Source organism: Streptomyces sp. NPDC051569 (assembly GCF_044454085.1).
Classification (GTDB): domain Bacteria; phylum Actinomycetota; class Actinomycetes; order Streptomycetales; family Streptomycetaceae; genus Streptomyces.
This window is the reverse complement of sequence record NZ_JBITDJ010000024.1, coordinates 71,776-89,072: the sequence shown is the minus strand read 5'-3', so window position 1 is coordinate 89,072 and position 17,297 is coordinate 71,776. Positions and strand designations below refer to the sequence as shown.

At 68.7% G+C, this 17,297-nt stretch carries 22 protein-coding genes; 13 read left to right on the top strand and 9 right to left on the bottom strand.

Annotated features, from left to right (window positions below; genetic code table 11):
* Window positions 1–211: 211 nt before the first annotated feature.
* The 4 genes from ACIBAE_RS26270 to ACIBAE_RS26255 all read right to left on the bottom strand — a co-directional run bounded on the left by ACIBAE_RS26270 (window position 212) and on the right by ACIBAE_RS26255 (window position 3,795).
* Window positions 212–1,246 carry a ParA family protein gene (locus ACIBAE_RS26270; RefSeq protein ID WP_399290001.1) on the bottom strand — a complete coding sequence of 345 codons (1,035 nt, stop codon included), beginning with the start codon at window positions 1,244–1,246 and terminating at the stop codon, window positions 212–214.
* Window positions 1,243–2,442 carry an ATP-binding protein gene (locus ACIBAE_RS26265; RefSeq protein ID WP_399289999.1) on the bottom strand — a complete coding sequence of 400 codons (1,200 nt, stop codon included), beginning with the start codon at window positions 2,440–2,442 and terminating at the stop codon, window positions 1,243–1,245. Before ACIBAE_RS26265 ends, ACIBAE_RS26270 begins: the two co-directional genes overlap by 4 nt.
* 320 nt (window positions 2,443–2,762) lie before the next feature.
* Window positions 2,763–2,894, bottom strand: a complete 132-nt coding sequence (locus ACIBAE_RS26260; RefSeq protein WP_399289997.1) for a DUF397 domain-containing protein — start codon at window positions 2,892–2,894, stop codon at window positions 2,763–2,765.
* A complete protein-coding gene (locus ACIBAE_RS26255; RefSeq protein ID WP_399289995.1) occupies window positions 2,851–3,795 on the bottom strand; it encodes a Scr1 family TA system antitoxin-like transcriptional regulator in 945 nt (314 codons plus the stop codon). Before ACIBAE_RS26255 ends, ACIBAE_RS26260 begins: the two co-directional genes overlap by 44 nt.
* Window positions 3,796–3,917: 122 nt before the next feature.
* On the opposite strand from ACIBAE_RS26255, the gene ACIBAE_RS26250 reads away from it, so the two are divergent.
* From ACIBAE_RS26250 to ACIBAE_RS26240, 3 genes are all read left to right on the top strand, one after another.
* Complete coding sequence (locus ACIBAE_RS26250) at window positions 3,918–4,088, top strand: hypothetical protein (RefSeq protein ID WP_399289993.1); 171 nt, start codon at window positions 3,918–3,920, stop codon at window positions 4,086–4,088.
* Window positions 4,085–4,345, top strand: coding sequence for a hypothetical protein (locus tag ACIBAE_RS26245; protein ID WP_399289991.1), 261 nt, complete (start codon window positions 4,085–4,087; stop codon window positions 4,343–4,345). The genes ACIBAE_RS26250 and ACIBAE_RS26245 overlap by 4 nt, the downstream gene beginning before the upstream one ends.
* 300 nt (window positions 4,346–4,645) lie before the next feature.
* Window positions 4,646–5,671: a LacI family DNA-binding transcriptional regulator gene (locus ACIBAE_RS26240; RefSeq protein ID WP_399289989.1), complete on the top strand. Its 1,026-nt coding sequence runs from the start codon at window positions 4,646–4,648 to the stop codon at window positions 5,669–5,671.
* A 34-nt stretch (window positions 5,672–5,705) separates the two neighbouring features.
* Here ACIBAE_RS26240 and ACIBAE_RS26235 read toward each other — a convergent pair whose 3' ends face one another.
* Together ACIBAE_RS26235 and ACIBAE_RS26230 are read right to left on the bottom strand one after the other, a co-directional pair.
* Window positions 5,706–6,119 (bottom strand): NUDIX hydrolase, encoded by a 414-nt coding sequence (locus tag ACIBAE_RS26235; RefSeq protein ID WP_399289987.1) that lies wholly within the window; start codon window positions 6,117–6,119, stop codon window positions 5,706–5,708.
* Window positions 6,116–6,784, bottom strand: a complete 669-nt coding sequence (locus ACIBAE_RS26230) for an NUDIX hydrolase (RefSeq protein WP_399289985.1) — start codon at window positions 6,782–6,784, stop codon at window positions 6,116–6,118. The genes ACIBAE_RS26235 and ACIBAE_RS26230 overlap by 4 nt, the downstream gene beginning before the upstream one ends.
* A 350-nt stretch (window positions 6,785–7,134) precedes the next feature.
* Here ACIBAE_RS26230 and ACIBAE_RS26225 point away from each other — a divergent pair, with 350 nt between their 5' ends.
* From ACIBAE_RS26225 to ACIBAE_RS26190, 8 genes are all read left to right on the top strand, one after another.
* Window positions 7,135–7,644 (top strand): nucleoside-diphosphate kinase, encoded by a 510-nt coding sequence (locus tag ACIBAE_RS26225; RefSeq protein ID WP_399289983.1) that lies wholly within the window; start codon window positions 7,135–7,137, stop codon window positions 7,642–7,644.
* Window positions 7,645–7,741: 97 nt separating this feature from the next.
* Window positions 7,742–8,041: a hypothetical protein gene (locus ACIBAE_RS26220; protein WP_399289981.1), complete on the top strand. Its 300-nt coding sequence runs from the start codon at window positions 7,742–7,744 to the stop codon at window positions 8,039–8,041.
* Window positions 8,042–8,198: 157 nt separating this feature from the next.
* Entirely contained in the window at window positions 8,199–8,786 is a 588-nt protein-coding gene (locus ACIBAE_RS26215) for a CYTH domain-containing protein (protein ID WP_399289979.1), read from the top strand.
* 41 nt (window positions 8,787–8,827) lie between these two features.
* Complete coding sequence (locus ACIBAE_RS26210; RefSeq protein ID WP_399289977.1) at window positions 8,828–9,592, top strand: hypothetical protein; 765 nt, start codon at window positions 8,828–8,830, stop codon at window positions 9,590–9,592.
* Between the two features lie 2 nt (window positions 9,593–9,594).
* Window positions 9,595–11,037, top strand: coding sequence for a hypothetical protein (locus ACIBAE_RS26205; protein ID WP_399289975.1), 1,443 nt, complete (start codon window positions 9,595–9,597; stop codon window positions 11,035–11,037).
* Window positions 11,038–11,102: 65 nt separating this feature from the next.
* Complete coding sequence (locus tag ACIBAE_RS26200; RefSeq protein ID WP_399289973.1) at window positions 11,103–11,849, top strand: class I SAM-dependent methyltransferase; 747 nt, start codon at window positions 11,103–11,105, stop codon at window positions 11,847–11,849.
* Window positions 11,850–12,372: 523 nt separating this feature from the next.
* Entirely contained in the window at window positions 12,373–13,311 is a 939-nt protein-coding gene (locus ACIBAE_RS26195) for a helix-turn-helix domain-containing protein (RefSeq protein ID WP_399289971.1), read from the top strand.
* A 106-nt stretch (window positions 13,312–13,417) separates the two neighbouring features.
* Entirely contained in the window at window positions 13,418–13,546 is a 129-nt protein-coding gene (locus ACIBAE_RS26190) for a DUF6126 family protein (protein WP_399289969.1), read from the top strand.
* Between the two features lie 34 nt (window positions 13,547–13,580).
* Here ACIBAE_RS26190 and ACIBAE_RS26185 read toward each other — a convergent pair whose 3' ends face one another.
* From ACIBAE_RS26185 to ACIBAE_RS26175, 3 genes are read right to left on the bottom strand one after another with little or no spacing between them, the layout of a single operon-like run.
* Window positions 13,581–13,862 (bottom strand): hypothetical protein, encoded by a 282-nt coding sequence (locus ACIBAE_RS26185; protein WP_399289967.1) that lies wholly within the window; start codon window positions 13,860–13,862, stop codon window positions 13,581–13,583.
* Window positions 13,859–14,182 carry a hypothetical protein gene (locus ACIBAE_RS26180; RefSeq protein ID WP_399289965.1) on the bottom strand — a complete coding sequence of 108 codons (324 nt, stop codon included), beginning with the start codon at window positions 14,180–14,182 and terminating at the stop codon, window positions 13,859–13,861. The genes ACIBAE_RS26185 and ACIBAE_RS26180 overlap by 4 nt, the downstream gene beginning before the upstream one ends.
* Window positions 14,179–14,748 (bottom strand): DUF5994 family protein, encoded by a 570-nt coding sequence (locus ACIBAE_RS26175; RefSeq protein ID WP_399289963.1) that lies wholly within the window; start codon window positions 14,746–14,748, stop codon window positions 14,179–14,181. The genes ACIBAE_RS26180 and ACIBAE_RS26175 overlap by 4 nt, the downstream gene beginning before the upstream one ends.
* Before the next feature lie 292 nt (window positions 14,749–15,040).
* Here ACIBAE_RS26175 and ACIBAE_RS26170 point away from each other — a divergent pair, with 292 nt between their 5' ends.
* Window positions 15,041–15,604 carry a GNAT family N-acetyltransferase gene (locus ACIBAE_RS26170; protein ID WP_399289961.1) on the top strand — a complete coding sequence of 188 codons (564 nt, stop codon included), beginning with the start codon at window positions 15,041–15,043 and terminating at the stop codon, window positions 15,602–15,604.
* Window positions 15,605–16,013: 409 nt separating this feature from the next.
* Window positions 16,014–17,279, top strand: a complete 1,266-nt coding sequence (locus ACIBAE_RS26165) for an alanine racemase (RefSeq protein ID WP_399289959.1) — start codon at window positions 16,014–16,016, stop codon at window positions 17,277–17,279.
* The last annotated feature ends 18 nt before the right edge of the window (window positions 17,280–17,297 follow it).

Sequence of the window (17,297 nt, the reverse complement as noted above, 5' to 3'; positions counted from 1 at the left end):
CCTCCGCCGGGGCCTCCGCCGGGCCTCCGAAGGGCCCTCCCGACACGGTCGGGGCACGTCCGCGCGCCCGGCCCGAGGAGCGGCGAAGGCGGCCGGGGCGGGCATGGTGGGCATGGCGGCCAAGGCGACCGGGTGCCGCCGCGCGGCCGAGCGCCGCGAGGGCCTGGGACAGCCGACCCGCGCGGGCCGGTTCGGTCACCGCACCGTCCGGCTACCGGTCGAGGGCGCGCTGGAGTACGTTCTCCGCCAGCCCCCGGAACTCCTTGAAGCAGGTGTGTACGTACTTCTGCGTGCTGCCGAGCGCCCCGTCCGCGGCCTTGAGTTCGAACATCGGCTTACGGGCGTCGTGCGCGAGAGGCATCAGGCTGCGGTAGTTGCGCAGGGTCGCGATGTGGTGGCGGTCGTCCGGCGACGGGCTCGGGTCGTCGAGCACGGCTGACGAGTAGACCACCGGGATGCGCTCCAGCCAGCGCTCGTACGCCTTGACGGGCCGGTCCAGGCGCATCTCCGGCTGCATGATGACGTATCCCAGCGGCGTCATGTCGGCGGGCGGCGCCGAGATCCCGGACGGGACCTGGGGTAGCACGACCTGACGCCAGTTGTGCCGCCACTCCCGCAGTGTGGGACCCAGGTTGCTGAGCCCCTTCAGCGAGAAGAGATCGGCGGCGAGCGGCATCAGCACGCTGTCGGCGGCGATCAGCGCGGCCCGGTTGATGGCTCCGAGGTTGGGACCGACGTCGATCAGCACGATGTCAGCGTCCACGGACGCGGCGGCGTGCTTGATCATGCGGTGGAAGGCGGTGGTGGTGCGGATCGCGGCGATGTCGCCGGCGAACGACTTGAACCATTCGTTCGAGAGCTTGTCCTCGAAGCGGCTGAGATCGAGACTTCCCGGAAGCAGCCAGAGCCCGGATTTCAGTTCGACCGGCTCCACGAGCGCGACATCACCCGTCCCTTCCAGGATCGGCCGCACAGCGTCAGCGACGGTCCGGTCGCCACGTACGCGTCCCCCTCCGGGCAGTCTCGCCGCGATCACCCCCTGCGCGATGAGCTCGGAGGAGCTTGACCACAGATCCTCGATCTCACTCTCGTCCAGACACACCGACGTGAGGTTGGCCTGGGGATCGAGATCCACGGCCAGGACGTTCTGGCCGAGGCGGCTCATCATGTGGGCGAGGTGGTAGGCGAGCGTCGTCTTGCCCACCCCCCCCTTGTTGTTGAAGAGCGCGATCGATGTGGCGGTCATGGGGCTCTCCGAAGGGTTACGGCCCAGGACGAGTCGTCCACCTGGAACTCGGCGGGCGGATTGCCGTTGCGCTCCAGCGCGGCCCGTACCCGGCCGATGCCCCGGCCGAAACGGTTGACGTAGCCGAGCCCCTTCAGCGCGGCGGCGAGGGACGGATTGCGGTAGTCCGTGACCCGGTCGAAGTTGTCCTCCCGTACCTGGCCGAAGGGTCCACCCGGGTTCGTCACCTCGATGCGGTCGTCGAACCAGACAATGCGGGTGGGCGCGTACGAGGTCTCGTAGTTCCGGTGCATCAACGCGTTCATGCAGATCTCGCGGAGGGCTTCCAGCGGATAGTCCGGGTGCGCGGTCTCGCGGAAGCCGTCGCCGACGAGCCGGGTCCGCAGATTGCTCCGCAGCAGGGGCTCCAGCCTGGCAGCCGTGCCGATGAGGTTCTGCCGGAGTTCCTGTTCATCGGCGATGGGACCGTCGAGATCGTCTCCCTCGTAGCGTACGAACTGGACGTACGCCCCGGGGATGCCGCTGGACGGGTCGAGCCCCACCGCCAGCAGTCCGAGCGCGGTGGGTACGCCTTCCGGCGTGGCCAGGTGACACGAGGACAACTGGACGTCGAGTGGGCGGCCGTTCTCCTCGATCACCTCGGGATCGACCATCGAGGGAAGATAGGAACGCTGGAACAATTCCAGGTCCAGATCGTCGCGCGTCGCCCGTGCCACCGCCTTGGTGTCGAACGGGCCGTCGTTGGCTCGTCGGCGTTCGGACAGGACGCGCTCGTCCTCGCGGCCGGCCCGGCGTGTGGTGGGGCCGGGCCGTACCCAGATCACCCCTTCGAAACGCACGGGTGGAGCGGCGGACGCCTCGACCCGCAGGTGTACGACCGGTTTGCCCTTGAAGAGGGCGGCACGCACGGTGAGCGACGGCCGGTCGAGGATGCGCCCGTCGTCGCGGAGGTCCGTCAGGGCCAGCAGGGCGCGATCGCCGGTGTCGACCCCGTCCACGGGTTCACCCGTGTCGTCCACCCCGATGAGGATGTCGCCACCGCCTCGGCCGCAGAGATCGTTGGCCATGGCGCAGACGGCGTTGCCGATGGCGTCCCCGCGCTTGCCTTCTCGCTTCGCGGTGCGCTTGAACTCCAGCGTCATGGTCTCGCTGGTGCCGAGAGTGTCTGCCAGGTCGTCGTCGCTCACGGTACGCATTCTCTCAGTTCAGAGCCGGCGTGGGGCTGGAGCGTGCGCGCCCCCGGGGCGGGGCGTGCCGCGCGCGCTCCGGCCGGGTACGGCGGAAACGCGCTACGGCCGGTCGGGGCCGTCGCTCAGGACGTCATCCTCGCGATGGGACCGCTCCGGGATGAGGCAGTCGGCGGAGGTCGCACCTTGGGGGAGGAGACGGTGTTGGCGATGAGGGACGGTGACGGCTATGCGGTGGCGCGTGTCGTGCGGTACTGCGGAGATGTCGGCTTCGAGACGCTGACCCGCTGAGGGCTGTGCCGTCCCTCAGGTGCACCGGCCCGCAGGGTTCAGCCCGCCCGCTTCGCGGCGAACGCGACGAAGCCGGACCAGGCAGCGGGGGTGAGCAGGAGTACCGGGCCGTGGGGCTCTTTGCTGTCACGTACGGGGACGACGCTTGCCACTTCCTTCGCGACTTCCACGCACGCCCCGCCCTCCTGATTGCTGTAGCTGGACTTGCGCCAAACGGCGGCGCTGAGATCGAGATGGGACACGCGCGTCAAGGTAGCTGCCCTCCATAACGGAACGGACCATGTCCAGTGAGGTTGTTGACGGTAGGGCTTCGGCCCGCAGGTGATCGTAAGAGACGATGTACGGCTTGACCTCTTCCGGGTCCTCGATGAGATGGCCGGAGTCGGCGCCTTCGCTGTAGGCCACCGTGGACCCGTCTCCACTGGTCACGATGTTGAGCGAGCCACCCATGGCTACGTGTTCACCGTGGCTGAAGGGAAGCACCTGGATTGTCACGTGGGCTTCCTGGGCGGCCTTCAAAAGATGTTCCAGTTGCTGCCGCATGATCGCCACGCCACCGACCGGGCGCAGTAGGACAGCTTCGTCGAGGACGACCCACAGCTGGGGCGGAGTGCAGGATCTGAGTCGCTCCTGTCGGGCCAAGCGGGCGGACACGCGTTCCTCCAGCTGCTCCTGAGTCTTGAGTGAGCGCCCGACCCTGAGCATGGCCCGCGCATAGTCCGGAGTCTGCAGCAGTCCGTGCACGGCGTGGCCCATGTACGCCCAGATCTCGACGGCGCGAGCTTCGGCGTCCATGTAGGCACGTGACCAGTCCGGGTACGTCTCGCGGTAGACGTGTGGCCACAGCTCTTGCAGCAGGCCATCGGAGTCGAGGGCATCATCCAGCGCACGAGAGAGGTCCAGAGTGGGTTTGCTGCCCTTGGCGAGCTCGATCTGAGCAATACGTGAGTGCTCGACGCTGACTCTGGAGCCCAAGGCTCGCTGAGTCCAGCCCTTGCCTTGGCGGAGGCGGCGCAGTCGGCCTCCGTAGAACGCCGCCATAGAGGACGCCGTGTCAACTTCCTTGGCCATGGCTTCACTTCCCGATTTTACGGTTCCGATGGTAAAGCGCTCCCCTCTGTTGAGAGTACGCAGGAATGCCGATCCTTGAAGCACAGACGGTGACAGTGCGATGACGGAAGGCACACCCCCACATGTGCGAGCAAGCCCCCGAAGCAGCGGTCCGTACGGCCGAACTTGAGGCGACGGTCCATGCCGGAGGCTTCTGGCGCCTGGTGCCCGAGTGCGTTCCCCGGATGTACGACCCGGTAACGACGGAACTCATGGAGCGGGTGCTCCACGGACTGAGGCGAGTGGCGGAATGACCAGTAGCAAGGCGCGGCGTTTCCTGTCACGACTGACGGAGGAGTTCGGCACGAACGGCATTCTGGCTGTCCAGAAGTCGGACCCCCGCGTGGAAGGCGCGGATATCGAGGATCTCGTTCCCGGCGCCGCGCTGCGGTGGCCCAAGTGCGAGTGCGGGCATTCGTTGTGCCCCGACTACGAGCCCGAGTCGCCGGCCGACGCGCTCAGCAGGCGCCTGGCCGAGCGTAATCGGAGGAGTGGGAGAGGGGGCTTGTGAGGCCGTGGCCGGCGCCGGGTGGGCTGTGTCGGCGGGGCCGCTCGCCATCACGCCGACCGGCGTGGCCGTCGGGCCGGACAGTGAGACGTCGCCCAGGGGAATCGAGGGCCTGTACGGCGACAACAGGCCTTATCCCATAACTCAGTTGACGCAATCACAAGGCGTCTACATCATCAAATCAATGATCTTCGCGTGCCATGGGCGATGTGTGTCGTCACCCCCGTGGGACGTGGCGGAAAATGGAGGCGATCGATGGCTCGTCTGCCCTCTCCAGGTGGGAGCGGCTACAGACCGGCCACCTTGGCCTTGGTCGCCCAGCGTTCGGGTGTTTCGCCTCAGACCGTTTCCAACGCGATCCATTCTCCCGATCTGCTTGCCCCGGCCACCCTGGAGCGGGTCCGTAGGTCCATCGACGAGCTGGATTACCGTCCTCATCAGGCCGCGCGTTCGCTGCGTACCCGGTCCAGTCGGCTGATCGGATTCGGGGTCCGGTCGCCGATCGAGGGTACTTCCGGGCTCGGCATGGAGCGTTTCCTGCACGCGATGTCGGATTCGGCCAGCCAGGCGGGCTACCGCGTCCTGGTCTTCGCCGCGCCCGCTGACGGGGAAGACGAATCCGACTGTTACGCCGAACTGTCGCGCGAGCGATCGGTGGACGCCTTCGTGCTGACCAATACCTACCGGGGTGACCGCCGACCCGGCTGGTTACGGCAACGGGGCATCCCCTTCGTCGCGTTCGGCCGTTGGGCGGCCCGGGACACCGAGGACTGGGTGGATGTGGACGGCGCTCATGGCACCGGGGCCGCCGTCGATCATCTCGTCTCCCTCGGACATCGCCGGATCGCCTTTCTCGGCTGGCGTCGGGGGCTGCGGGTGGGTGACGACCGGGCGCGGGGCTGGCGCGAGGGGATGCTGCGGCACGGGCTGTCCGCGCGGGGTCTCCGGGTCAGTGCGGCGGATGACGTCGACGCCGCGCGGGAGGCGGTGGGAGGGCTCATCGAGGCAGGCGTCACCGCCGTGGTGGCGGCCAGCGACACGCTCGCCCTCGGCTGCTACCGGGCGCTGCGGGACAGTGGGCGGGAGCCGGGGCGGGACGTCGCTGTTGTCGGCTTCGACGACTCCGCCGCCGCAGCGCTGCTCTCGCCCAACCTGAGCAGTCTCCGTCAGCCGATGGACGAAGTCGGCCGGGGTCTGCGCCCGGTTGTTACTGAGCCGGATCAGGGAACCCCAGCGCGATCCGGAGCGCGTGATGCTGACTCCCGAGCTGATCGTCCGGGAGAGCGCCGCGTCCACGGTGCCGGACGGGCTCTGAGTCGTCGTCGGTAGCTCTGCTGATCCCGCCAGGAGAAAAGGCGCCGGATCAGGTGAGCAGTACGGCGTCCAGGTAGGTCTGTACCGGCTCGAAGAGTCCGTAGGGCACGTATGCCGGAATCTCGGCGTGGGTGATCCAGGCAAGCTCGGCCAGTTCCTCGGTGTCGAGGACTTCGGCCGTCCCGGTCACGAACTCGCAGGCCGTGTACGACATGAGGCGCCCCGTCTTCGGGTGGACCCGCTCGCCGAGGGGTTTGAGTGCGGTCACCCCGAGTCCCGTCTCCTCCAGCGTCTCGCGGACCGCCGCTTCTTCGGGTGATTCGCCGGGTTCGATCTCTCCGGCCGGGAATTGCCAGGAGAGCTGACCTTCGCTGATGCGGCGTCGCACCATCAGGACGCGGTTCCCGTGGACCACGATCGCGGCGGAAATTCCTGGCCGCTTTTCGGCAGTCTGATGTGTCACGTCTGCTCCTCCAGGGTGGCCAGGGCGGGTGGGAAAATCGTACCGATCGCAATGAAGCGGGTCACCCGATTTCGGGGTACCCACATCACGTCGACATTCTCGACGACATCGCTGTTCGTGGCTTCGCCGGCGAGATATTCGCAGAGGAAGTATTCACACAGCACACCTGTCGTGGGGTGGAGCCGGCTACCGAGTTTCTGCCGGATCGCGCAGTGCACGCCGGTTTCGTCCAGTGTCTCCCGTACGGTCGCCGTCTCCGCCTTCACGCCGGGCTTGATCACCCCGGCTGGGAACTGCCAGGTGATCCCTGACGCGTCGCCGTCGCGGCGGCAGACCAACAGCACGTCGTTCTCCCGAATGACGACGGCGATCGCGACGCGAAGCGCCTGGGCCGTCCTGGTGTCGGCCGTAGCCTCCCCGTGTCCCGTCCGGTCCCCGGCGGCGAGGAGTGCGAAGCGGTGCCGAGCCGCCGCCGGAGCTCCCTCGAACGAGGTGTCCAGGAGCTGCTGGATCTCGGCCCTTGGTACGACGGTGGGGTCCGCGTGCCAGGTGGCAACGGTCCGGACGGCGATGCCGAGGCGGGTGGCGAAGGCTTCGTTGGTCAGGCGGAGGGCCGACTGAAGCAGGCAGGCATAACGACCACTCCAGATCTCGATCACATCCATAACCGGCCCCCCTTTCCAGTCGCGACCGCTCAGAATGCAAGGATCATGCTTCGAAGATGCACGCCTGCTGCACTGGCTTTTCATGGTCCTGCGACGAGAACAGCGTAAAACTTGTCGTCAGGCTTGACCAAGGCCGGTCCCAGCCAAGCCGCGCGCATCTGTGCGAATTGCAGGGGTGGCGGATACGCAAGTTGAGGAATTGATTCCCTGAATATGCCTAACCGGCATGACGCCGGCATGTTGTCGGCCGGCCCGACCGTCCATCGGAATCGTCCCGTCATCGCGGGTAGCCTCGTTTCGTAGAACTGATAGCCCGTCATCTCGACATATCGGAAGTTGAAAGGGAACAGATGACTGAGGAGCAGGTACATACGGTCGAGCGAACGCTCGTCCTGCTCAAGCCCGACGCGCTGGTGCGCGGCCTGGCGGGGAGGGTGATCACGCGCTTCGAAGAGGCGGCCCTGAAGATCGTCGGCGTGAAGATGAAGCGGATGGACGAGGAGTTCACCCGGCGCCACTACTTCGATCTCGAAGAGCGGCTGGGCGCCGAGGTCTACAACTTCACGGCCACATTCATGCAGCGGGGACCGGTCATCGCCCTCGTGTTCGAGGGCTTCGACGCCATCGCCACCGTCAGGAAGATCGTCGGGAGCACCTACCCGAACCAGGCGCCGGCTGGGACGGTCCGTGGTGACTTCTCGCATTACAGCGCGGCCGCCAGCGTGGCATCGGGCAAGGCGGTGGCCAACCTCGTGCACGCCTCCGGCAACAAGGAGGAGGCCGAGCAGGAGGTGGAGCTGTGGTTCACCAAGGACGAGCTGCAGGACTACCGCACGCTGGCGGAGATCTTCACTTATTAGTGCCGGGAACGGCGCCGGCCGCAGGTCCCAGCGTCACCACGGAGACGTCGCCGCGTTGATCTCTGATGGCGTACGACCGTTTACCTGAGAGGGCACCATGACCAACCAGAGCCGCCTGGCCTCCGTCGAGGAGCTGGAGTCCATCTTCCAGCGCGAGCTGGCCACCGACCGGTGGGCGGCCACCGAGACCGCGTACGCGCTGGCGGTGCGACACCGGGACACGGGCGACTGGCCCGCGTCGCGCGAGTGGGTGCAGCGGTGCCTCCAGCTCCTGGACGGTTTCTCCAGCGAGACGGAGGACCAGGTGGCGACCGGCCGCGTCGCGGTCGGTGGTGTCCCACTGCCGAATTACCTGCACACGGGTGTGGTCCGGGAACGCTTCGGCGAACTCGCCTGACGCCCGTGTGACCCGTCACGGGCGATGCGGCCGCCCCTGCCACGGCGGCCGCGTCGCCCGCCACTTGATCGCCCGTTCCCTACCGGCCACCGATCCCGGCGGGACTCTCCGCCGTGTCGGCTGGATCCGGCATGCCTGAAACGAGGAGGCACGACCGTTGGCTGTCGAGATCGAAATGCGCGCCCGCTTCGACAAGGACGCCCATGACCGGCTCATCGCCCGTCTGCTGCGGCAGGACTCCGCAGACCTGGGGCCCGACGACAAGCACATCTACTTCTACGTGCTCCCTGACCAGCTGCTCAAGGTCACCGACAACACGGCCGCGGGCACCGCCAAGATCACCCTCAAGGGAAGCAGGATCGGCCAGGGCGCTGCCTTCCCCGAGACCGAGTTCGCCATCGCCCGCGCGGACGTCCCGGCGGCCGTGAAGGTGTTCAACGCCCTTGGCTTCGAGCCCGTGATGCACGAGGCATTCAACCTTCGCCACAACTACCGTTTCCGCGACGTCGAGATCGCGGTCAAGTGGAGCGACGCGTGGGGCCATCACGCCGAGTTCGAGGTACTCCTGGACGACGCGGCCTCGGACGCCGCCCGGGCCGATGCCGTGGCCCGGATCGTGGACGTGGCCACCGAGCTCGGCGTGACGTTGATGACCGAGCGGGAGCTGGCCGACTTCACCGCCGCTTTCGAGGCCGGCGAGCGGGAGCGCAAGGACCGACAACGGCAGGACGCGCCGATCCGGTAGGAGTCCTTCGGCGCGGTGAACCACCAGGGGGGTGGGGACAGATGAGCACGACCCCGGCGACCGCGAGCCTGGTCGCACTGGCTGCCCGGAGGCAGCTTCCGGACCACCAGTACATGGACCGGGCAACGGTTCAGTGGATCAGTGCCAACCGGCCGGCTCACGGGCAGGCGTGGCTGCCGCCACTGCGAGCAGCGTCGAAGCGCCTCCTCGGCCGGTCGGCTCTTCCGATCGGATGGCTGGCCGAGCCGAAGATCCACGACTCGATCCACGGCGTCAGGCACAGCATGCGCACGGCTGCTCTGGCCGCGCTGCTCTCCGAGATGCACGGCCAGGACGACACCGATACCGTCACCGCGATACTGGCCGCCGCCGTCCACGACTGCCGGCGCCTGCACGACAAGGATGACCAAGGCCATGGCGCGCGGGCCGCGATCTGGTTGGCCGCCAACGGGGGACCGGTCCGGGATCACTTCGGCTTGGCGGCGACGCCGTGCCCGATCACCCGGGCGGCCATCGCCGTACGACTGCACGACGTGCCGTACGGCGACTTCGACGCCGACGATCAGCGTGACCACGCACGGGCCGAGCGCATCTGCGACCTCGTCAAGGCAGCTGACGCACTCGACCGCTACCGGCTGCCGAAGCTCCGCTGGTGGCCGGACGCCCGCCATGTCCGGGAGCCCGCCTTCGACCAGTTGCGAGAAGTCGCTTTCGACCTCGTGGTGACTTCGGAGAGTGCCTGCCTGGCTGGTGCCGGTAGCGCCGAGGCCGTTCTGTACGCACTCGCCGAGAAGGGAATGGTCTAGCCGTGGACGTCCTGGAGACCTACCACCTGTGGGCCGACGCGCATGCTTTCTTCCATGCCTCTCCGCTGCCGGATTCCGCCGGCGAGAGCGGTCCGCTCGCTGCCCAGGCCATCGCTTGGGAGAGACGTCTGGCCGACGGAACACCGAACGGGACGCTGATGCGCCGGAACGCGCTCTTCGACGCCCTGAACGGTGACGGCGGCGGCAAGACGTACCTGCTTCACGTCACTCACGCGTTGGAGGAGATCAGCCGGCGGGGGGTCCTGTATCCCTCGGGCGGCTGTCTCGTCGGGAGCATCTACTGCGCGCCGCTCACACCGACCGACCGTGGCTTTCGCATGCACAACCTGGCCTCCTACATCCTCACCAAGGAAGCCCCGGCGTTCCTCGCTGGAGCTGGAGCTGGAGCTGGAGCTGGAGCTGGAGCTGGAGCCGGAGCGGGAGTGACGGACCGGGCTCCCACGCCGCTGATCTTCGAGATCACCGCGCCGCCGGGGGTCTACCGAGGGCTGGCCGGCGTGGACTACCTGCGTCTGGGATCGATCCATCTGCGGATCTACAGCCATCTCGAATACCTGCTGAGCAAGGCCGAGCGGCATCAGCTCCGCGAGACCGTGGTCGGACGGGCCAAGAACGCGAGCGCCTTCCTGGCTCTGGCAGCGGCCATCGCCTACCGTGGCGTCGCGGTGGCCGACGAGCCGTTTCTGCGGCTTCTCGACGACACCATTCCCCGGCTGCCGATCCTCGGCTACCTCTACTTCGAGGTGCTCGCCGAGTACCTGATGCTTCATTCGACATCGCGCCAGACTCGTCGGCTGGCCGAACTCGGCGAGTTCAACAACTGGCTCTACAAGGAGATGCTGTTCGCATCCTTCCCCGCCATGGCCGGCAAGTTCGATCTCGCGAAATTCCGTCCTCAGCCCCGGCAGTTGGCGACACTCCTCGGCCGCGTCGATCCCACCATCGACGCCGACCACGCCCGCACCTACCTGGTCGAACGGATCAGCTATCTCGTCGCCGCCCGGCTCTTCACCCCCGGACAGGTGCCGGAAGCCTGGCACCGTACGCGCTGGGAGTTCGACAGTCTCACCACTCAGCTCGGCCCGCTGCTGGGGCACCTCATCCACCGGGAGCTCCGCAGTTTCGGCCGCTACCCCGACTTCTACTTCTACTTCGACCAGCACAAGGCTCTTCAGGCGTGGAACTACTGGAACCACATGGACATCGTCACGCCGTTCAACGGCACGATGCCCAAGGGTGAGATCGGCATCAATCCCGCCTACCCCAACCTTGACTACCGCGTCTGGCGCGCCGAACCGGACGGTGCCGGATGTCTCCACCGGACGGAGCGGTTGGCGCTGACCGTCGCCCCACGCCTGGTGGACATCAAACACACCCTCATGCGCAACAACCAGTGGGCCGAGCCGACGCCCGGTGCCGCGTGAACGGCATCGGTATACGGCGGACAGGCCGTCGCACCCCACCGACCCTCCCCGCGTAGGAGATCACCGTGACGCATCACGCCTCTTCCGGACCGGCGTCCATCAATGGCCTCGCCGAGCAGATCGCGGCCGTGCTGGCCGAACCAGGTACTACCCACGGCCTTGCGCGCAGCCTGCGTGCGGCGGCGAAGGAGATCGAGCTCCACCAGCACCACCGCGCAGGCAGAAGTGCCTGTCCCACCGGCCGTATCGACGACGCACCCACGCGGGTGCAGATCGGCGGGGGAACGCACCGCATCGACGGGTTCTTCAACATCGACGCTGTCCCGCCGGCCGACCTGCTCTGGGATGTCCGGGAAGGCATCCCTTTGCGTGACGCCGGGGTCGAACTGCTCTTCTCGGAGCACTTCCTGGAGCACATCGACTATCCGCGATCCGCCAAGCACTACGCCCGCGAGGCGTTCCGGGTACTGATGCCCGGCGGTCGTCTCATCACCGGAGTACCCGACGCGGGGTTCGTCCTGGGCCAGTACCCGGCGCCGCCGGAGCACTCTGCCGAAATGATCGACCGGTGGTACGCCAAGCGGGATTGTCGCGGTGACATCAACACGTACCTCGACCTCATCAACTACGTCTTCCGCGACCAGGACGACGACCCCGTCTACCACGCTCATTACTGGGCCTACGACCACGAGAAGCTCGTTCAGCTCTTCGGTGAAGCGGGCTTCACGACAGTCGAACCGTGGACGTTCGATCCGTCCCTGGCGAACCCGAAACGCCGGTGGGGCAGCGCTTACGTGGTCGCGACGAAGTAGTGCGGACCGCCCTGTCCCCCCAGGTCGCACCGAGTCGTGGGTTTCCGGGACTCGGTGGGCCGGGGTCCGGTACGCCGGGACCTGGTGGGCCGGGACCTGGTCGGCCGGGTTCCGGTGGGGGGCGACCCAAGAAGTAAAGGCACCGATAAAGACACGGGAAAAGGCACCAAGGCTTTAAGGACCGAAGGCCTGAAAGGACTGAAGAGCTTTTAAAAAATCGGGGAAAACTACCCCTCCCAACCAAACCCCCCACCGCCGTCACCCGGACGGGTGAAAGAGGCGGCATCTGGTCATCGGAGACTCAGGGGTGTGGTTACGCTCTGCGACACAACCTCACACACGTAATGGCCCCCGGCCGGGACTCGCAATCCCGATCGGGGGCCTCACCACCCAGGAAGAGAAGAGCTTCCCGATGGCTGTTCGGCAGCTTAACGCGCCTTCGCGCGCCCGGTCCGGCGTTCCGGCGACTGTTCCCCCGTCCGGGGTCAGACACGTCCGGCACCGGCACACCGAGCGGTTCACCGTGGTCGGTAATCACCTCGCCCAGCACCGCCGCCTCTCGCTGACCGCGATCGGTCTCGCCGTGCACATCCAGTCGCTCGCCGATGGCGCCAAGGTCGGCATCAAGGCCCTCGCGGAGAAGTTCCCCGAGGGCGAGGTCGTCATCGCCGCCGCGCTGCGGGAGTTGGAGACGTACGCCTATCTGTCGCGGGAGCGGCGGCCGGGCCCCGGCGGGCGGTGGATGACCAGGACGATCGCGTACGACATGCCGTCGGACCGGCGGGTGGAGGCGGGGCCGGGGCCGGTGCCGGGGCCGGTGTCGGTGGCCGTACCCGTGTCCGTACCGGCTTCTGTGGCGGTGGCTGTTCCGGCTCCGGTGGCTGTTTCCGCTGTGCGGCCGCAGTCGCAGCCGGTGCCCGAGGTGCCGGTCCTCCCGGCAGAACCGGTCGCCGTCGCCGTCGCCGCCCCGCCGGTGCCGGTGCCGTTGCCCGAGCCCGGTCATCCCGATCTCAGCCGTCACCGCACCGCCGCCGAGATCCTGGCCGGGCTCCGGCGCGGTGACGAGCGCCTGGTGCTGTCCGAGCGGGACGTCGTCCGGCTCGCGCCCGCCGTGTCGGCCTGGCTGGAGCGGGGCGTCGGGGCCGCCGCCGTACACCGCTCCCTGACGGCGGCGCTGCCGCTGGACGCCATCCGCCACCCGGCGGGGTTCCTCGGTCACCGGCTCACCGAGATGATGCCGCCGCCGCTACCGGCCCTGGCCGCCGCCCCGCCGCGCGCGGTGCGGCCCGATCCCCTGCAGAACTGCGATCGCTGCGACCGCGCCTTCCGCGCCCCCGAACCAGGCGCGTGCCGGGAATGCCGACCGGGCGAAGGGCCGGGCGAAGGACCTGACGCAGGGCCGGACGAAGGGCCGGACGCAGGGGCGGGTGAAGGGGCGCTGTACGCGTCCGGGGCCGCTTGATCCACTCGGGGCTTTCACGCTCCGGGCCGGTCCGGCGGGGCGACGTACGCTGGATCGGGATGGGCGGACATGCGATCGACGCGTGCCAAAGTGACAGGAGGCGCGCGTGAGCGAGAGCGAGAGATGGAAGGAGCGCGGCGTCGCGCTCCGGGTGTTCGTCTACGTCTTCGCGACGCACCTGTTCGCCGGGTTCGTATGGCTGCTCTTCTATGTGGGCGAGAACGCCCAGAAGTAGCCCGGAGAGCCGGCCGCGCAAGCGGTCCTGGCGGTCAGGCGATCTCGTCCTCGTGCGGCTGGTCCGGGCCCTCGTGGGTGCGGCCCGTCTCCGTGTCCACGGTGAGGTGCAGCCTGGTGCCGCCGCGTATGCGGTCGGCGGGGTAACTACGCGGTTCGGTGGCGTCGAACGCCTTGCGCAGGACCTCCGCGATCAGCTGAGCCGTATCCGGTGACGCCGCGATGACCCGTATCTCCGCCAGGCCGGGTGCGGGCAGGGTGCGGACGGACAGCCTGTCGTCGGCCAGGGGGCGGATGGCTGGGCGTACTCGGGTCACGGGCGCTCGCCGGGCCCGCCCGGTCCGGGAGAGCGCGGCTCGGTACCGGCCTCGGCGTTCGCGCGCCGGGCGTGGCGCCGGGTCCTTGCGGTCCCTGGTGTCCCTGAGCTTCCTGGGAGCAGGCGCCGGTGCGGCCGGCCGCCCACGGGGTGCGCGCCGCCCTGCTCGCGCTTGGCACGGAGCCCCGGCGACCAGAGGTTGCGGCCGAAGCTGTACACGGCGATACGGTTCCGGTGCTGGCCGTTGACCAGATGGATCAGCGTGACGCCGATCACGATCAGGCCCAGGATGACCACCACGCTGATCCAGTCACCTGTCATGCGGCGATCGCCTCCTCCTCCGTTGTCCGGTCGGTTTCCACCGCCATCAGGGCGCTCGCCGTCAGCCGGTTCTCCGGGTCGGCCGCCGCCGCCATCAGCCGGGCCGCCGTGTCCGGGGTCGTCTCCGGCGGGATCACCAGCAGATCCCAGCGGCCCACGGTGTACGAGCGCACGATCACCTTGTGCGGGTCCTGCTCGGCAGCGAACCAGCCCACGTGCAGCAGCCGCTCCGGCAGTCGCACCCTGCGCGGGATGGTCAGCCAGTGGGCCGGGTTCACGAGCACGCGCGTGATGCGTCCGAAGGGCGCGTCCATGGCCTCGGCCAGGCCGGGAAGCTCGTGCTCCAGGTCGCGGGAGCGGGGCCACCAGGCGCCGTCGAGCGCCCCCGTGCCGTGGCCGCCCGGTGCGAAGGCCAGACGGACCGGCTCCACCGAGGCCGAGGCCGAGCCCGAGGCCGAGGAATCGGAAGAGGGGGGAACGGAATCCGTCGGCTGCGACGGGATCTTCTCGATCGTCTTCCGTGACGTGATTTTCTGTGACGCGCTGGGGTCGAACGTGGTCGTCATACGACTGACCCGCCTCCGGGTGCGTTGCCGTCTTCCCGGTGTCGTGGTTCTCCGGGAACGACACCCGCGTAGGAGCAGGTGTGCGGTGTGCCCTCGGTGCTCCCAGCCTACTCCGGTGGCGGTGGGCGGGCGCGGGTTCGGCGGGCGCGGGCAGCGGCGCGGGAATGTGCGCGGGAATGAGCGGGGGAATGTGCGGACGGCGGGATACGGAACCCGGGATGCGCTATTCCCGTGGGTGTGTCCGCACTGCGACCATGGGCACGGGACGTGAGAAACGCGCGGGGGAGGGCACATGGCAGAGGTGTTTATCCGGCGCCTGAGCCGATGGCAGGCCGAGGCGCAGCGGGAAGCCGTCGCGGATGTGTACGTCGAGGCGTACCGCCGCGTCCGTGGTGAGGAGTTCGACGACCGCCAGGAGTTCCTGCGGGTCTTCGCCGAGGACGTGCAGCGGGCCGGTTTCGACATGATGGTGGCCAGTGGTCGCAAGCCGGGCGCTTACGCGTACGGGTTCCTGCTGGACCGGGCCGGGCAGTGGTGGCGCGCGCTGGGCGACGGCGTTCCGTGGGACATCGAGGAACTGACGGTCTCGGGACAGGTCTTCGCCCTCGCCGAGCTGATGGTGCTGCCGGAGCACCGGCGGGTCGGGCTGGCCACGCGGCTGGTGGACCAGCTGCTGGTCCGCGCGAACGCCGCACTGGTCACGACGCGGGTCGATCCGGCGAACGAGGCCGCCCTCGGCGCGCTCCGGTCCTGGGGCTGGACGCGGCTCGGTGCCGTGAGCGCCGAGGGGCACCCGGTCCCGGGGGTCGGTGCCGGTACGCCGACGGACATCTGGGGTCGCAGGCTCATCTCGTGAGGCGCGGACCGCGCTGAACCGGTGCGCTGAAACGGCGCGCCGCACCGGATCGCGGAACCGGCGCTCCGGACCGGATCGCGGAACCGGCGCTCCGGACCGGATCGCGGAACCGGCGCTCCGGACCGGCGCTGGACCGGCTCCGGACCGGCGCTGGACCGGCGCGCCGGATCGGCGCGAGAACCGGTGACGGGTCGTCTTGTCCGGTCCTTCGACCGGCACTTTCCGTTGTCCGGAAATGTGATGCCGCCGTTCGGGCGACCTTGGCATCTGCCGAACGAGGCATTAGGTTAGCCTCACCTAAGTGTCTGGCCGTGTGTGTGACGTGTCGGCCGGTCTGTCCATGTAAGGGGAGCCATTCCGGCACCGCGCCCCCGTCCACCCCGCCCCCCACCCCGAGGTAGAGCCAGCCGTGTCCGTCCAGTTCCCGCCCTCCGCCGCGCCCCGGTCCGCCTACCCGGTGGACGTACTGCCCGCCCCGGTTCGCCACCGACTGCTGGAACTGGCTTCCAGCGGTGAGCCGTTGGCGGCGTACCTGTACGACGGGACGGTCGCCGCCGGGCGCGCTCGCGAGCTGCGCGCGGTCCTGCCGGAGTGGGCGGCGGTGTACTACGCGGTCAAGGCGAACGCGTTCCCCGGCGTCGTACGCTCCCTCGCCCCGTACGTCGACGGCTTCGAGGTCGCGTCGGTCTCGGAATTGGAACTAGCCCTCTCGGCAGGTGAGTTCGACACCGGGTCCGGCATCAGGCCCGGTGCCGGTGCGGTGCCGGTCGTCGCCGCCGGGCCCGCCAAGTCCGTCCCCGTCCTGACCGCCCTCGTACGGGCCGGCGTCGAGGCGATCAACGCCGAGTCCCTCCTCGAACTCCACCGCGTCAGCCGGATCGCCGTCGCCGAGGGCGTCACCGCCCGGGTCGCGCTCCGCGTCAACCCCGCCGAGATCCCCATCACCGGGGCGCTGCTCATGGGCGGCGCCGCCTCGCAGTTCGGTGTCGCCGAACCCGACGTCCCCGAAGTGCTCTCCCAGGCGATGAAGCTGCCGGGCCTGGACCTCGTCGGCTTCCACATCCACGCCGCGTCCGGCAATCTCGACGCCGAGACGCACGCCGCGTACCTGCGCTGGGCCGTCGAGTGGAGCGTGCGGACCGCCCGGGAGACCGGCATCGACCTGCGCCATGTGGACATCGGCGGGGGCATCGGGGTCGCCTTCGAGGGCGAAGCGCCCTTCGACGTCGCCCGGTTCGGTGAACTGGCTGCGGAGATACGGCCCCCGGCCGGGGTGAAGGTCGTCCTCGAACCCGGCCGGTTCATCGTCGCGGACTGCGGTTGGTACGCGGCCGAGGTCACCGACGTCAAAACGTCGTACGGCGAGTCGTTCGCGGTGCTGCGCGGCGGCATCAACCACTTCCAGCTGCCCACCTCCTGGGACATCGTCCACAACGTGGCGGTGCTCCCCGTCGAGCGCTGGACCGAGGACTGTCCGCGCCCCACGGCCGAGAACACGCGCGTCACCGTCGTCGGTGAGCTGTGCACCCCCGAGGACACCCTGCTGCGGGACGTCCACATCGACCGGGTACGCGCCGGCGACCTCATCGTCTTCCCCTACGCGGGCTCCTACGGCTGGGAGTTCGCCATGCACTCCTTCCTCGGCCACCCCGTCGCCGAGCGCCACCTGCTCTGAGCCCCTCCTCATCCTCCG